This is a genomic window from Roseibium sp., from assembly GCF_051016195.1.
GTDB lineage: Bacteria > Pseudomonadota > Alphaproteobacteria > Rhizobiales > Stappiaceae > Roseibium.
The window spans coordinates 2,033,150-2,047,880 of the sequence record NZ_CP134616.1; the positions used below are offsets into that span (position 1 = coordinate 2,033,150).

At 59.3% G+C, this 14,731-nt stretch carries 11 protein-coding genes; 3 read left to right on the top strand and 8 right to left on the bottom strand.

What is annotated here, in order from left to right:
• The first annotated feature begins 135 nt into the window (after positions 1 to 135).
• Entirely contained in the window at positions 136 to 1,026 is an 891-nt protein-coding gene (locus tag RDA78_RS09450) for a YihY/virulence factor BrkB family protein (protein WP_434055067.1), read from the top strand.
• A 5-nt stretch (positions 1,027 to 1,031) separates the two neighbouring features.
• On the opposite strand, the gene RDA78_RS09455 is transcribed toward RDA78_RS09450, so the two are convergent.
• Entirely contained in the window at positions 1,032 to 1,907 is an 876-nt protein-coding gene (locus RDA78_RS09455; RefSeq protein ID WP_434055068.1) for a DMT family transporter, read from the bottom strand.
• A gap of 415 nt (positions 1,908 to 2,322) precedes the next feature.
• Here RDA78_RS09455 and RDA78_RS09460 point away from each other — a divergent pair, with 415 nt between their 5' ends.
• On the top strand, positions 2,323 to 3,507 hold the full coding sequence (locus RDA78_RS09460; protein WP_434055069.1) for an NAD(P)/FAD-dependent oxidoreductase: 1,185 nt from the start codon (positions 2,323 to 2,325) through the stop codon (positions 3,505 to 3,507).
• A 13-nt stretch (positions 3,508 to 3,520) separates the two neighbouring features.
• On the opposite strand, the gene RDA78_RS09465 is transcribed toward RDA78_RS09460, so the two are convergent.
• From RDA78_RS09465 to secA, 7 genes are all read right to left on the bottom strand, one after another.
• Positions 3,521 to 4,318, bottom strand: a complete 798-nt coding sequence (locus RDA78_RS09465; protein WP_434055070.1) for an alpha/beta fold hydrolase — start codon at positions 4,316 to 4,318, stop codon at positions 3,521 to 3,523.
• Positions 4,319 to 4,394: 76 nt separating this feature from the next.
• Positions 4,395 to 5,576 carry an adenylate/guanylate cyclase domain-containing protein gene (locus RDA78_RS09470; protein ID WP_434055071.1) on the bottom strand — a complete coding sequence of 394 codons (1,182 nt, stop codon included), beginning with the start codon at positions 5,574 to 5,576 and terminating at the stop codon, positions 4,395 to 4,397.
• A gap of 68 nt (positions 5,577 to 5,644) precedes the next feature.
• Positions 5,645 to 7,150, bottom strand: a complete 1,506-nt coding sequence (locus tag RDA78_RS09475) for a glycosyltransferase family 39 protein (RefSeq protein WP_434055072.1) — start codon at positions 7,148 to 7,150, stop codon at positions 5,645 to 5,647.
• A 37-nt stretch (positions 7,151 to 7,187) separates the two neighbouring features.
• On the bottom strand, positions 7,188 to 7,619 hold the full coding sequence (locus RDA78_RS09480; protein WP_434055073.1) for a GtrA family protein: 432 nt from the start codon (positions 7,617 to 7,619) through the stop codon (positions 7,188 to 7,190).
• Complete coding sequence (locus RDA78_RS09485; RefSeq protein WP_434055074.1) at positions 7,609 to 8,640, bottom strand: glycosyltransferase family 2 protein; 1,032 nt, start codon at positions 8,638 to 8,640, stop codon at positions 7,609 to 7,611. The genes RDA78_RS09480 and RDA78_RS09485 overlap by 11 nt, the downstream gene beginning before the upstream one ends.
• A gap of 147 nt (positions 8,641 to 8,787) precedes the next feature.
• Positions 8,788 to 10,557, bottom strand: a complete 1,770-nt coding sequence (locus tag RDA78_RS09490) for a B12-binding domain-containing radical SAM protein (protein ID WP_434055075.1) — start codon at positions 10,555 to 10,557, stop codon at positions 8,788 to 8,790.
• A gap of 245 nt (positions 10,558 to 10,802) precedes the next feature.
• Entirely contained in the window at positions 10,803 to 13,577 is a 2,775-nt protein-coding gene (secA, locus tag RDA78_RS09495) for a preprotein translocase subunit SecA (RefSeq protein WP_434055076.1), read from the bottom strand.
• Between the two features lie 268 nt (positions 13,578 to 13,845).
• On the opposite strand from secA, the gene RDA78_RS09500 reads away from it, so the two are divergent.
• Complete coding sequence (locus RDA78_RS09500; protein ID WP_434055077.1) at positions 13,846 to 14,709, top strand: peptidylprolyl isomerase; 864 nt, start codon at positions 13,846 to 13,848, stop codon at positions 14,707 to 14,709.
• The last annotated feature ends 22 nt before the right edge of the window (positions 14,710 to 14,731 follow it).

Consider the following 14,731-nt stretch of genomic DNA (forward strand, 5'->3'; position numbering starts at 1 on the left):
CTGAAGCGCTTTTTGTTGAAGCTATGTTGCGTCGCACACACTCATTTGTCGAGCCGGAATTTGTTCTTCTTTCGGAGGGGGGCAAATTCACAGTCTTCTCTTGACTGACGGGCGCGACGAAGGCCAGATCGGGTCATGGGCGTGCAACAGGGCTTTTTGGCCGTTTATTCGGTTCTCAAGGATGCAATCGGGCATTTCTCGCGCGACGACGGCTTCGCGATGGCAAGCCATGTGGCGCTGTCGGGCCTGCTTGCCATTTTCCCGATGCTGATCTTCATCGCGTCCCTGTCCGCCTTTTTCGGCATGACGGGCGCAGCGGATACGGCCTCGGACCTGATTTTCGACGCCTGGCCGGAATCGGTTGCAGCACCTGTGGTGCGCGAAATCCACGATGTCCTGACCGTTCCGCGCGGCGACCTTCTGACGTTCGGTGCCATCGCGGCGCTCTGGTTTTCCTCAAACGGCGTCGAGGCGCTGAGAACCGCGCTCAACCGGGCCTACAGGCAGATGGAGCATCGCTCGATCTTCTTTCTGCGGCTGCAATCGCTCGGGCTCGTGCTGCTCGGCGCGATCATCCTGCTCGCCTATACGTTTCTCGTCGTTCTGGCACCGCTGGCGCTGGACGCCCTGGAGACATACGCTCCGCAGGTCGAGAGCTTCCTGCTCTCGATCAACGTTGCGCGCTATTCGCTTGCCGGCTCGCTGCTTGTCATCGGCCTGTTCGTGACTCACTGGCTTTTGCCGGCAGGCAAACGGTCGTTCCGGGATCTGTGGCCCGGCGTTCTGGCAACGCTGGTCATGTGGATTATCGCAGGCAGTGCCTTTGGTGCCTATCTGGCGAGATTTGCGAACTACGTGTCCACCTATGGCGGCCTTGCCGGCATCATGACCGCCCTGATTTTTCTTTATATCTGTTCGCTGGTTTTCATTCTGGGCGGCGAACTCAATGCCGCGATCTCCCGGCAGCGCCGATTCCGCAAACGCGTGAAGGAGCGGGCCGCGTCTGCTGTCGCCAAGGAGGCCTGACTGCCTCAGGCTTTTCCCGGTGCCTGCCTGATGACCAGGACGGCGCCGATGATGAGGGTCATGCCCGCTATCTGAACCAGCGTCAGAGTTTCGTTGAAGAGAAAGTAGCTTTCGACCGCCGTTGCCACCGGTACAAGATAGAACAGACTTGCGACCTGGGAAACGGCGCCCTCGCGGATGAGAAGCATCAACAGCAGAACCGCACCCACGGAGAGGACGAACACCAGCCAGACAAGCGCGAAAACGAGTTCACCCGACCAGACAATCTGCCAGCTTTCGAACATGGAGAGCGGCGTTGTGACCAGCAGTGCGCCGACATATTGCCAGATCGTTGCAGCCAGCAGATCCGTCTTCACGGCGAAGCGCTTCTGGTAGACCGTGCCGAGGCTGATCGCGGCAACGGAGACAAGGGCGACGACAACCGTGATTGCCGTGATTCCGGTGCCGCTGATGTCGAATTTCGGCCCGAGAACCAGGAGCAGGCCGGCACCGCCGATTGCCATGCTGATCCAGTGCTTCCTGGAGATCGTTTCGCCCAGCAGAAGAACCGCGATCAACGCGGTCAGGACCGGTTGCAGCCCGACGATGATCGAGGAAGCGCCGGCAGGCATGCCCTGCTTGATCGCCCAGAAAATGCCACCCAGATAGATTCCGTGGACCAGCATGCCCGTGACAAGGCAATGAAGAATGGCCACCGGCGTAACGGGCCAGGCCTTCGTCAGAAAGAACGCGAGTGCCAGAAGGATCGGCAAAACTGCGAAAAACCGAACCGTGAGGAACACCATCGGGTCGATGTAAGGCGCGCCGAGTTTCGATCCGATGAAGCCGGTCGACCACAGCAGGACGAAAATCACCGGTGCGGCTTTTGTCAGATAGCTCAATTTGGCCTCAAAATCGGGGATCGACGCCGACGCGCGCCCATTGGATGTCCATCAGTGCCGACAGGTTGTCCCGTTTTCCGCAGGATCGAAAGAGTGCGCGGCAGATCAGTGACATATGCCGCCTTTGCGCGGCGTGCAACGAAGATTTGGAAACGGGCGCCGCAACGGTCTGATGCGGGCCGGTCCGAGGACGCAGAGACACTTGTACAACGCCGCTTTCGGGCTGCAAATTCATCGCGTCATTTCGCCCTTCTGGCGGAGCGATAATCTTCGTGCTAGAGCATCCTGCGTTCAATCGAACGCACGGGGATGCTTGATCACTCTGGAAACGATCAGATTTGGATGTTCAAGCGATTGCAAGTGAACACCGGTCGCTCCAGTGGCGGCAAAATTTGCATTGAGAAGGCGCAACGGAATGCAGGAAGAAATCGTCATCATCGGTGCCGGTCAGGCCGGTTCACAGCTTGCTCATTCCCTTCGGCAGGGCGGTTTCGAAGGCCCCTTGCGGCTGATCGGTGACGAACCGCATCCACCCTATCAGCGTCCGCCGCTCTCCAAGAAATACCTGTCAGGAGACGTTGGTGCAGAGGGACTTTGGCTTCGTCCGCCGGCGTTCTTCGAGACGAACAAGATCGACCACATTCCGAATACGAAAGTGGTGGCCATCGATCGCGCGGCCAAGCGGCTTGATCTGGCGAACGGTGACACGCTTTCCTATGCGAAGCTGGTTCTTGCGACAGGCACGAATGCGCGGTCGCTGCCGCTTGCGGGTGCCGACAAGAAGGGCGTCGCAACCCTTCGTTCGATTGCCGATGTCGACGTGATCCGCGAGGGCATGAAGACGAGCAGCAACATCGCGATCATCGGAGCAGGCTATATCGGCCTGGAGGTCGCCGCGGTCGCCAAGGCGCTGGGCAAGTCCGTGAGCGTGATCGAGGCGCAGGACCGGCCGATGAAGCGTGTGGTCAGCGAGGCTGTTTCGGATTATTTCGCCAAACTGCATCGCGACAACGGCATCGACCTTCGGCTGGAGACCGGTGTTGAGGGTCTCGAAGGCGGGGACACTGTCACCGGTGTAAGGCTCAAGGACGGAGAACTCGTTCCGGCCGAACTCGTTCTGATTGCTGTTGGGGCCGAGCCTAACGATCATCTCGCGGGAGAAGCGGGCCTGGAAGTCGACAACGGCGTCCTGGTGGACGGGTCCGGCCAGACCAGCGATCCGGATATTTACGCTGTCGGAGACTGCACGCGGTTCTATTCCAACCGCTATCAGCGCTCCGTGCGCATGGAAAGCGTTCAAAACGCGATCGACCAGGCCAAGGCCGCGGCCCAGTCGCTGCTCGGCGAAGAGGTCGACTACGATCCTCTGCCCTGGTTCTGGTCGGACCAGTACGACATCAAGCTGCAGATTGCCGGGCTGTCGGAAGGCTATGACGACACGGTGGTTGTGGGATCGCCTGAGGACCACAAGTTCTATGTCGCCTATCTGAGCGAAGGCAAGCTGATTGCGGTCGACAGCATCAATTTCCCGCGTTCGCACATGATGGCGCGCCGCGTCATCGGCGAAATCTGGCGTGAGGGGCTGCTGCCCGACGCATAACCCGCGGCAGGTATCAGTCGGCGCCGGCGTTTTGCAGAATGAGCCGGGTGACTTCCCTCGGGATCTCCAGGTGCGGCATGTGCCCGACCCGTTCGAAAATGTGGGTCGCCACGATGCCCGGGAGCTTGTGTGCCTGGCGTGTCGGCAAAACCCGGTCCTGCGTGCCCCAGACCACCTTCATCGGCATGGGAAGGGCAGCCAGTTCGTCGCGCGGCAAGGTCTTCTGCACCGCGCCGTCGATGATTTCCTCCACGATGGCTTCAAGCGTTGCGGTCGCACCGGGTTTGGACCGGCTTTCGGCAACGGTCTTTGCCAGGTATTTCGGGAGCCGGTATTCCCATCCGAAGAACTGTTCCAGCAGCACTTCCATGCCCGCCGTGTCGGTGGTCGTTGCGTAACGGCGCAACAGGCGGTGATTGATTTCGGGGCCGAAGCCGCCAGGTGCCAGCAACGTGAGGCTTGCGATCCTGTTCGGATCCTTGAGTGCGACAAGCGCGGCGACCGCGCCGCCCATGGAATGCCCGACAAGGTGAACACGTTCGAGATTCAGCGTTTCCAGCGATTGCGCGACCGCCTTTGCGGCAATCCCGGCATTGCCGACGCGCGGCCAGTCAAGAGCCTGGCCATGACCGGGAAGATCAAAGGCGAGCGATCGTTTTTTTCCCGCAAGCGCTGTTTGGATGTTCAACCAGGTTTGCCGGTCGCCGCCAAAACCGTGCAGCAGGACAATCGGTTCCTGGTCATTGCCGCCTTCGGCGGCCTGGTCGTTGAACGGCAGGTGTTGCGGCGTTGCCGGGCGTAGGTCGGTCATGTCTGTCAGTGTGTCCTCGGTCCAGGCCTCAATCGGAGGGTTCGGGAGTTGCGACGGAACGCAAAGGCGGGTGTCCTCATATGAGCGCGAAAAGGGGTTGCGGATCCGTGAAGCCGCTCAATTCGAACGACCCGACAGGTTTTGCGCGTGCACCGCAAAGTCTCGCAACGTCTTCAGTCATGAGAACATCGGAACCCGCGGTTTTCGTGAGGCTTTCGATTCGCGCGGCAGCATGCACCGTCTGCCCGATCACGGAAAAGGTCAACCGGCTGGGAACACCGATGTTGCCGAACATGACAGATCCCACGGACAGGGCGACGCCGGCCTGCATTTCCATGATGTTCGATTGATCGTCGTTGATCGCCTTCAGCCTTTTCCTGGTCTCGTCCGCGGCCCGGATTGCAAGTGCCCCGGCCTGGTCGAGACCCTGTGTGTCGAGCGGGAAAACACCCAGCACGGCATCGCCGATGAAATCAAGAACTTCACCCTGGTTGTCGAGTATGGCTCCGGCTGTCGCTTCGAAATATGTGTTGAGCCAGTTCAGATAGGCATCCGGACCGAGTGCTTCGGCGATTGCCGTGGAGCGGCGCATGTCGCTGTAGTAGATCACCGCATCCAGCGTTTCACCGTCACCATGCCGGATCTGGCCGTTCAGAACCTTGTTGCCGGCATTCTTGCCGAGATAGGTTTCGGCGATCGTGCGGCTGATCTGGCTTTCGATGGTCGCGCGCGCCGCAAGTGCAAGCCGCTTCTGGATGTATTCGATGGCGGACAGGGCGTCGTCGCTGAACCCCGTTTCGTGCCGCGTCGACCAGCTGACGATGATGCCGGTGGTCGGGTAGTCGTCATTCGTGACCGGCAGAGCGAATTTTGTCGGCAAGACAAGGTAGTCGGTGTAACCGGCATCGCTCAGCCGGGTCAGCAACGGAAATTCCTGAGGGGAGTTGGACTTGGCTAACCGGCGCCTGAACCGGGGCTCCTGGTTGACGAGAACGGCGCGCACCGGACTCTTGAGCCAATCTTCGGTCTCTTCCTCGGAATGTGCGATCAGGTCATGCTGCAGTTCGCTGCCGCTCTCCCAGACGACAACCTCAGCCTCGATGAGCGGGTGCAATGTGGACCAGGCCATCATCGCGCGGTCGATCGGGACATCGCATTTGCGCATCCGTTCGCACATCTGGGCAAACATGTCCGCCAGGTCCGGTGACCCAAGGGCCTGGCCGATGAGCCAGTCCTCGATGTCGTCGATTTTCGCCATACTGATCATTGGGTGAACGTAGTGGTCTTTCCACACGGTTTCCAGTTGGAGCGTTTCGCCGAATGCCCTTAATTCACGGGTCCTACCGCCACTTCGCCCGGAGGGATGATGAGCCAGTTCACGGTCACCTCGGGAATCTCCGCTCCGGACAGGTAATCGAAGGTCCGGCTGCCCTGGCGAACCGCGTCGGGATAAAACGCCAGAAATTCTCTCAAGGGCCTGTCCTGGTCTCCGCGCCAGACAATCATCAGTCCTTTTTCCTGAACGTCATCGAGGTCGATCCAGGGGCTGAGCGTCCGGCTGTGGAGGTAGAACATCGACGGCCGGCCCGGGGCGTGCAGGGTGACATTGGCGGCCGACCACATGTCGCCGGAAACATAGGCCAGATCGCTGTTCTGATCTTCTCTCCAGATCCTCGCCATTTCCTCGGCAACTGCACGTGCGGGATAGTGAATGCGGGTCTGTTTCTGTTTCCAGTATGGTTCCAGGACCGCCTGGCCAAAAATGACGGACAGGAAAACAAGCTGGATGATCAAGGCCGCGGCCAGAGCGCGGCGCGGGCGGGGCCAAAGATCGGGAAGAACCGCGAACCGGACGGCCACGACGCCGGACAGGACGAACATCGGCGTGCCCCACATGTGTTCGAATTCATTCCCGGTCACGGCCGAGGCCAGCAGGACGACGGCAAGGGGAACGAAGGCGAACCAGAGAAGAAGGCGGTCCTCGTGGGCGGGCGCTGGCAAAAAGTGCCGGTTCCACTCCGGCCGCAGGGTTTTCAGGCCGAGCCATCCAAACCCGGCAATCATGACAAGAAAGATCCCGGCATGGTTGCCGATCTGCGCAAGCAGAAAGTTCAACGGGTTCCACACATGACCGATGATCGAGGAGGTGGGTTTGCTGCGGCTGGCAGCGTATTGGAGGGTCAGAAAGTCGGTGTCCAGAAGCCAAAGCAGATGGGGGACCAACAATATGGCGCAGATCAGTGCACACACCCAGGGACCGGGCGTTGCCAGAAGCCGCCGGGCGTCGCTGAAAACGAGTATGTAAAGTCCGATGGTGCCAATGAGCAGAAACACGAAATACTTCGTGTAGAGACCGAAGGCAGCCAAGGCGCCGAGCAGCAGCCAGTCGCTCAAGCGCCCGGTTTCCAGAACCCTCAGGAACAGGAGGATCATGCCCGTCCAGACCGGTATCTGCAGGATGTTCGGATTGAATTCGGGCATGGGAAGCGTGAAGTAGAAGGTGACGCTGGTCAGTACGATCGACCAGAAACCCTGCCACGGGCTCAGGCCGAGGCGCAGGCAGATCTTCCAGATGAACAGATATCCGATCGCGGCTGAAAGCGCGCTCAGCCAGTACCCTCCGAAATAGCGGCCGCCCGTCAGCCAATGCGTTGTTTCCAGCAGCCAGGCCTGCATGGGCGGGTGTTTCGTGTAACCGAGCTGAAGCTCTCGTCCCCAGGCAAATCCTTCAACCACATCGAGCGGCGGGCCGGGAAACGTGAGCGTGGGTATCAGCGCGTAGAACAGCGTGAGGCCGACGGCATAAAGGAGTGCGGCGCGCGATGCGGTCATTCAGGTTTCCCTCTTGCGGGCGCTTGAAGACATGCACTCAGGACGCGGCGGGATGGTGGGTGAAGGCCCACAGTCTGGCGCCGGCGAACGAAAATGCGGGCACCACCGCGATTGCAAGCCAGAGACCGTAAATCTCGGGCCAGGGCGCAAATGCGAGCCAAAGGGCGAGAATTGCCGAATTGAGCGCAAATCCGCTGATTGAGATGATCAGGAACCTCGTCATGCTTTTCAGCATGGTCCCTGCTTGTCTCAAGTGACTGAAACTCCAGAAATAGTGTCCGCTGAAGGAAACCGTGAAGGCTGCCAGGAAGCCGCAGACATTTGATGGCACGACCGCCAGAAGCCCCGTCTCGAACAAGACGGATGCGACAACTGCATGGGTCAGGGTGGCGAGAATGCCGATGATCGCGAATTTGCCGACGGCCGCGCCTTCCGTCTTCAGCGTGTCGCGGTTCACCTTAGCCGGCATGTGTTTCCTTGCCCGTCTCGGCCTCCTCCTGCTTTTCGCTCTCGATGACGTCCTGCAGAATGTAGACGGGTCTTTGCTTGGCTTCGTTGAAGAGGCGCGCGATGTATTCGCCGATCATGCCGATTGAAAGCAGCTGGACACCCGAAAAGAACAGGAGGGCGACCATCAGGGAGGCATACCCCGGCAGGTCCGCGCCGAACAGGGATGTGCGCACTGTCAGGTAGATGGCATAGGCGAACGCTCCGAAGGATATTGCGGCGCCGCCGTAAAACCAGACGCGCAACGGCAGCGTGGTGAAACCGGTCAATCCGTCCAGCGCGAAGTTCCAGAGCTTCCAGTAGTTGAACTTGCCGTCGCCTGCCTTGCGCGCAGGTCTTTCGTAGGGGATGGCCATGGCCGGAAAGCCGACCCAGGCGAACAGGCCCTTCATGAACCGGTTTCGTTCCGGAAGTCGCAGGAGGGCATCAATGACGGTCCGGTCGATCAGCCGGTAGTCTCCCGCATTGGCAGGCATGTCGATATTCGCAAGCTTGTTGAAGAGCTTGTAGAACATGTTTGCGGTCGACCGTTTCAGAACCGTGTCGGACGACCTGTCGACCCGAAGGCCGTAGATCACGTCATAGCCGGCACGCCAGCCGTCCAGCATCTGCAGGATCAGTTCCGGCGGGTCCTGAAGATCGGCGTCCATGATAACGGCGATATCGCCGCGCACGGCTTCCAGCCCGGCGGACAGGGCTGCCTCCTTGCCGAAGTTCCGTGACAGCCCCAGCAATCGTCCCGGGAGGCCGTTTTTAAGTTTTTCAGACAGGTAATCTGCAGTTGAATCGCGACTGCCATCGTCGATGAACACGTATTCGTAGGCCAGCCCGGTCTTCTCCAGGATCGGCTGGGTGGCGTCCAGAAAATGACCGATCACGTCTTCCTCGTTGAAGACGGGGACAATCACGCTGAGCAAAGGGTCCGCCGGTCTTGCTGTCTCCCGGCGCGAGACATAGATTTTCGAGGCAGCCGTCTGGTTCATCGAGGTGTCGGATCTGAATCGGGGCTAGGTCGTTCCGGGCAACCTGCCGCAATTCCATGCAAAAGACCAGCCCAAGCTTTTTTCCCTGCAATGCGCTGCACAGGTCCTGGCTGACCGTTACCACAACCTTCCGTGGCGTCGCACTGCTCAGGCGGAGACGGTTTTCTCTTTTGGCTGCGTTTTGTCCAGAATTTCCTTCTGTCTCTTGGCCTTCGCGACGGCCTGCTTGGCGGCATCGTTGAGGTTGAAAATCTCAAGGTCTTCGTTTTCGGCATCCGTTACCGGCTGGATGGCGAAATCCGTATAGTCGGCTCCCTTGGGATCCTTCTGGATTCTCTTTCTCAATTTGTGGATTTTCCATCCGTAGAGACCGAACTGCGCGTATTTCACCAGGCTTTCAAGCGCAAAAACCGGGTAGTGCAGAACGGCGGGCAGACGGCGGAACCCTGGCCTGCGCTGGCGCGGGTCCTTGTACCGGAAATAGCCGCATTGCTGCGGGTGGACCCCTTCAAAACGCATCGCGCCGTAGATCTGCAGGCAGAGCCGCCATACCCTGACCGGCTTGATGCCGTATGCAACGTTACGGCGCATCAGCGTTTCGACATGTTGGTCGGTGTAGTACCAGTCCCAGATATCTCTGTAGGTCTGCTGCCAGACCTCCGCGCTCATCGTGGGGTGTTCGCAAGTCGTATGTTCCAGGTCGTACCTGTTGAGGTCCGGATCAAGCCAGATGCCCTTCTCGTAGAGCTTCTGATGATCTTCCGAGCCGGGCAACGGTGTGAGCATCGTGAATTCGAGCATGTCGACCGGCAACTCGCGCTGGATGATTTCGATGTCGCGGCGAATGCTTTCCGGCGTGTCGGCCGGCAGGCCCATGATGAACCCGGCGTAGGTCATGATCCCGGCTTCTTTCCAAAGCTGGAACATTTTCCGGTACTCGGTGATCCGGTTCTGGCCTTTCTTCATGTGGGCGAGGTTTTCCGGATTGATGCTTTCCAGGCCGATGAAGACATGCGTGCATCCCGCACGTGCAGCCTTGTCTACAAAACCCGGCATCCGATGGGCCAGCGTGTCGATCTGGATCAGAAAGTGGATCCGGATGCCATCTCGCTCTTTCAGCTCGATGATGCGGTCGAAGATCGGCTCCCAGTTCTTGTTGCGCGCGAAGTTGTCGTCGGTGATGAAGAAGGATGTGATGCCCTGATCGTGGTTCGCCCGTATGAGATTTTCGATGTCGTCCGCGTCGCGCCAGCGCGACTTGCGGCCCTGAACATTGATGATCGTGCAGAACGAACACTGAAACGGGCAGCCGCGCCCGGCATCGAAGGAAGACAGGCTGCCGTCATATTTCCGGACAATGGATTCCGGCAGAAGCGGCGGCACCTGGCTTTGCAACCCGGGCAGGTCGTGCATCACGTTGTAGACGGGTTTCAACGCACCGGTCCTTGCATCCTGCAGAAGGCTTTCGAAGTGTTCCTCCGCCTCGCCCGCGAACAGAACGACGCCCATATCCACCGCTTCTTGAAGATCGGCAGGCATGTCCTTGAGCATGGAGAGGCAGCCGGAGACATGAAACCCGCCGAGGATGACTGTCACATTCCGGGCGCGGAGCTGCCTGGCCATATCAAGCGCGCGGGGAAACTGGTTGGACTGGACGCCGACGAGACAGACGATACCGGCGCCGTCCTTCGTGTTCCTGATGATCTCGGCCAGCGGAACCCGCATCGTCATTTCATCATAGGCATTGACGGAAATCGTCGTGTCGTCTCCCAGGACCTTCCGGTCCGCGCAATCCTGCGCGATTGCATAAAGACACGCCATGGAGTTCGAAGGGATCCAGGCCTTCCACCATTGCAGCACGTATCCGTCGTCGTCGTAGTGCGACGGTTTGATGATTTCGATGTGAAACGTACCCATTCTGCATGGCCTCGCTGTCGCAGGGCTTTGCAGCTCTCGAAATGGCGGTGGATATCGCCGTTTGTGCCTGAACCGAGAACCTCAGCCCGTCCACTCGATTGGTTCCGTAAGGTAAACCATGTTCAGGTTCCGGACAACAACTTGTCGGCAAGCCAGGTTACGGGGTGTGAATACACGAGAAAATCAAAACAAAACCGACACTTGGAAAAGTGCCGGTTTCGATAAGTTCAGCGAAACGGATGGTGTTAAGTCAAGGCGCCGTGGCAATGCTTGTATTTCTTGCCGGATCCGCAGGGACACGGTTCGTTCCGTCCGACCTTACCCCAGGTTGACGGGTCTTCCGGATTGCGCTCGCCCGGTGGGACGGCCTGCAGCTGCGCATCCGCGCGCGCCATCTCGTCCTCGCCTGTCAGGGGATCGATGTGATGCTCGTGCATTTCCGGCTGCGCCGGCATTTGCGGCGGCTGTTCGGTGACCAGTTCAACGCGCAGCAGCTGGGCCGTTGTCATCTGGCGAAGCTGGGCCAGCATCGACTCGAACAGAGTGAAGGCCTCGGTCTTGTATTCCTGCAAGGGATCGCGCTGAGCATATCCGCGGAAGCCGACAACCGATCGCAGGTGGTCGAGATTGGACAGGTGTTCGCGCCACAGATTGTCTAGGGTCTGCAGCAGGATGGCCTTCTCGACCTGGCGCATGATGTCGGGGGAATATTTGGCAACCTTTTGCGCCATGGCCTCATCGGCCGTCCGGCGCAACCGGTCCTTCACCTCTTCCTCGGCAATGCCTTCTTCGGCTGCCCAGTCCTTCACCGGCAAGTCCTGGTTCAGATACTTCTTCACCTCTTCCTGCAAGCCTTCGGTATCCCATTGTTCCGGATAGGCCTTCTCGGGGATGTGTGCGGCCACGAGATCGTCAATGACGTCGTGGCGCATGTCGGTCACAGCGTCCTGGATCGCTTCGCCATCCATCAGTTCGATGCGCTGTTCGAAGACCACCTTGCGCTGGTCGTTCATGACATCATCGAATTTCAGAAGATTCTTACGAATGTCGAAGTTGCGGGCCTCGACCTTCTGCTGGGCCTTTTCCAGGGCCTTGTTGATCCATGGATGGATGATGGCTTCGCCTTCTTCCAGCCCGAGTTTCTGCAGCATCGAATCCATGCGCTCGGATCCGAAGATGCGCATCAGGTCGTCCTGCAGCGACAGGAAGAACTTCGAATGTCCGGGGTCACCCTGACGGCCCGACCGGCCGCGCAACTGGTTGTCGATACGGCGGCTTTCATGGCGTTCCGTGCCGATAACGTAAAGACCGCCGGCCGCGAGCGCCTTTTCCTTGAGCCGCTCGACCTCGGCCCTGATCGCGGCTTCCTTTGCGTCCCGTTCCGCGCCTTCGGGCATGTCCCCGAGTTCCATTGCGATCTGCATGTCGGCGTTGCCGCCAAGCTGGATATCGGTGCCGCGACCGGCCATGTTGGTCGCGATCGTCACGGCGCCGGGCAGACCGGCCTGTGCCACAATGAAGGCTTCCTGCTCATGGTAGCGCGCGTTCAGAACCGCGAAGATCTTGGACTTGCCGTCGTCCTTTTTCTGGGCGGCGGCAAAAGCGGCCGGATCGCTGAGATCGATCTGCTTGTAGCCGTGTTTTTTCAGAAGCTCGGCGAGGAACTCGGATTTCTCGATTGACGTGGTGCCGACGAGTATGGGCTGACCGCGTTCCTTGCAGTCATCGATAAGCTGCGCGATCGCCGTGAACTTTTCCTGGACGGTCCGATACACCTCGTCGTCGTCATCGAGCCGTTTTACCACGACGTTGGTCGGGATCTCGACGACCTCGAGCTTGTAGATGTCGGCAAATTCGTCGGCTTCCGTCGCTGCTGTACCGGTCATCCCTGCCAGCTTGTCGTACATGCGGAAGTAATTCTGGAACGTAATTGATGCCAGTGTCTGGTTTTCCGGCTGGATGCGAACCTTTTCACGGGCTTCAAGGGCCTGGTGAAGGCCTTCGGAAAAGCGGCGGCCGGGCATCATTCGTCCCGTGAATTCGTCGATGATGACGACCTCGCCGTTTCGGACGATGTAATCCTTGTCGCGCTGGAAGAGCTTGTGCGCCTTCAGGGCCTGCTGCAGGTGGTGAACGATGGAGACGTTCTCCACGTCGTAGAGCGAGTCGCCCTTCAGAAGCTCGGCTTCGCTGAGCAGGGCTTCCAGCTTTTCGTTGCCGGCTTCGGTAAAGGTCGCGGAGCGCTGTTTCTCGTCGAGCTCGTAATCTTCTTCTTCAAGACTGGGAATGAAGGCATCGACCGTGTTGTAGAATTCAGACCTGTCTTCCAGCGGACCGGAGATGATCAGCGGCGTGCGCGCTTCGTCGACAAGGATGGAATCGACCTCGTCGACGATGGCAAAGGAGTGGTCCCGTTGCACCATCGATGCGCGGTCGTGTTTCATATTGTCGCGCAGGTAGTCGAACCCGAACTCGTTGTTGGTTCCGTATGTCACGTCGGCTTCATAAGCAGCGCGGCGCTCGTCGTCCGAAAGGCCGTGAACGATGCAGCCGACGTTCAGGCCGAGAAACTTGTAGACCTCACCCATCCACTCGCTGTCGCGCTGTGCCAGGTAGTCGTTCACAGTGACCACGTGGACGCCCTTGCCCGTCAGGGCATTGAGGTAGACCGGCGCGGTCGCGACCAGCGTCTTGCCTTCCCCGGTTCTCATTTCCGCGATCTGGCCGGAGTTGAGAACCATGCCGCCGATAAGCTGCACATCGTAATGGCGCTGCCCGAGCGCGCGCCGGGCGGCTTCCCGCACAGTCGCGAATGCCGGGGCGAGGAGGTCGTCAAGGCTCGCACCGTTGTTCAACTGGTTTCTGAATTCCTCTGTCCGGCCCCTGAGGGCTTCGTCGGACAGGGCCTGAACTTCCGGCTCGAGCGCGTTGATCTCGTCGACCCTTGCTCGAAATGTCTTGATCTTCCGGTCATTCGCAGACCCGAAAAGTTTACGTGCTATTGCGCCAAGGCCGGCCATGTGGCGGTCCTTCCCTACCCGGCGGCGCCCACAATGGCAATATGGCGCCCGCCCTTGAAATCGTCTCAATTGCTGTCCACGTTGCCGCCAGGCGCAACGCGCTGGCCGGTGAACGCGGCCCAAAGAATGCCATCCCGCCCAAAAGCAGGGACGCCCGACAGATAAGAGGGGGCTCTATGCTTGTCAACGCCGCTGGAATAGGCAAAGTACCCACGCCCTCCTGATTGAGGGAACGAAAGTTACTGTTCCTATACGTAAAGGACTTCTCATGCTCCGAATTTCGATGCGCAGGCCGGTTCAGGCTGTTGCCGTTTCCTTGCTGGCCGTGACGCTCGGATCCGCCTCGCTCAGTGCCGCCGAGCCCGGCGACGTGGTCGCCAGGGTCGGTGATGCGGATATCACGGAAGCCGATATTGCGTTTGCCGCACAAGACCTTGGTCAGCAATTGCAGCAGTTCCCGCCCAATCAGTGGCGCGCGCTTCTTCTTGACGTGGTCGTCGACATGGAACTGATCGCACAGGCCGCGCGCAAGGACGGCCTCGATCAGGATCCGGACTTCAAGAAGCAGCTGGAGTTCCTTGAACTGCAGGCGCTGCGCAATGCCTATATCGCCCAGAAAATCGACGGGGCGATCACGGATGAGGTCCTCAATTCCGCCTATGAGGAGGAATTCAAAGACTACGAGGGTCCGGAAGAGGTCAATGCCCGTCACATTCTGGTGAACGAGAAAGAAGAAGCCGAAGACCTGATCAAGCAGCTTGACGGCGGGGCGGACTTCGTGGAACTCGCCAAGGAAAAATCCACCGGGCCGTCTGGTCCGAGCGGCGGGGATCTCGGCTTTTTCGGCAAGGGGCAAATGGTCAAGCCCTTCGAGGACGCCGTGTTCGAACTGGAGCCTGGTTCGTATACCAAGGAGCCGGTCCAGACACAGTTCGGCTGGCACGTAATCAAGCTGGAAGACAAGCGCCGTCAGGAAAAGCCGGCGTTCGAGGCTGTGGCCGGAGAACTTCGCCAGCGTCTCATCCGCGAGCAATACGAAGCCAAGATGGCCGAACTGAAGGACGCAGTCGCAGTCGAAATTCTCGATGACTCGCTGCAGCTGCCGAGCGAACAGGGCGAGACGGCGCAATAACGCAGTCCGGATTTCTTTGTGG

What these genes read in the sequence shown, in the direction of transcription:
- RDA78_RS09450 (WP_434055067.1), top strand. Translation starts at nt 136, where the DNA reads ATGGGCGTGCAACAGGGCTTTTTGGCCGTTTATTCGGTTCTCAAGGAT.
- RDA78_RS09460 (WP_434055069.1), top strand. Translation starts at nt 2,323, where the DNA reads ATGCAGGAAGAAATCGTCATCATCGGTGCCGGTCAGGCCGGTTCACAG.
- RDA78_RS09465 (WP_434055070.1), bottom strand. Translation starts at nt 4,318, where the DNA reads ATGACCGACCTACGCCCGGCAACGCCGCAACACCTGCCGTTCAACGAC.
- RDA78_RS09470 (WP_434055071.1), bottom strand. Translation starts at nt 5,576, where the DNA reads ATGGCGAAAATCGACGACATCGAGGACTGGCTCATCGGCCAGGCCCTT.
- RDA78_RS09475 (WP_434055072.1), bottom strand. Translation starts at nt 7,150, where the DNA reads ATGACCGCATCGCGCGCCGCACTCCTTTATGCCGTCGGCCTCACGCTG.
- RDA78_RS09480 (WP_434055073.1), bottom strand. Translation starts at nt 7,619, where the DNA reads ATGCCGGCTAAGGTGAACCGCGACACGCTGAAGACGGAAGGCGCGGCC.
- RDA78_RS09485 (WP_434055074.1), bottom strand. Translation starts at nt 8,640, where the DNA reads ATGAACCAGACGGCTGCCTCGAAAATCTATGTCTCGCGCCGGGAGACA.
- RDA78_RS09490 (WP_434055075.1), bottom strand. Translation starts at nt 10,557, where the DNA reads ATGGGTACGTTTCACATCGAAATCATCAAACCGTCGCACTACGACGAC.
- secA (WP_434055076.1), bottom strand. Translation starts at nt 13,577, where the DNA reads ATGGCCGGCCTTGGCGCAATAGCACGTAAACTTTTCGGGTCTGCGAAT.
- RDA78_RS09500 (WP_434055077.1), top strand. Translation starts at nt 13,846, where the DNA reads ATGCTCCGAATTTCGATGCGCAGGCCGGTTCAGGCTGTTGCCGTTTCC.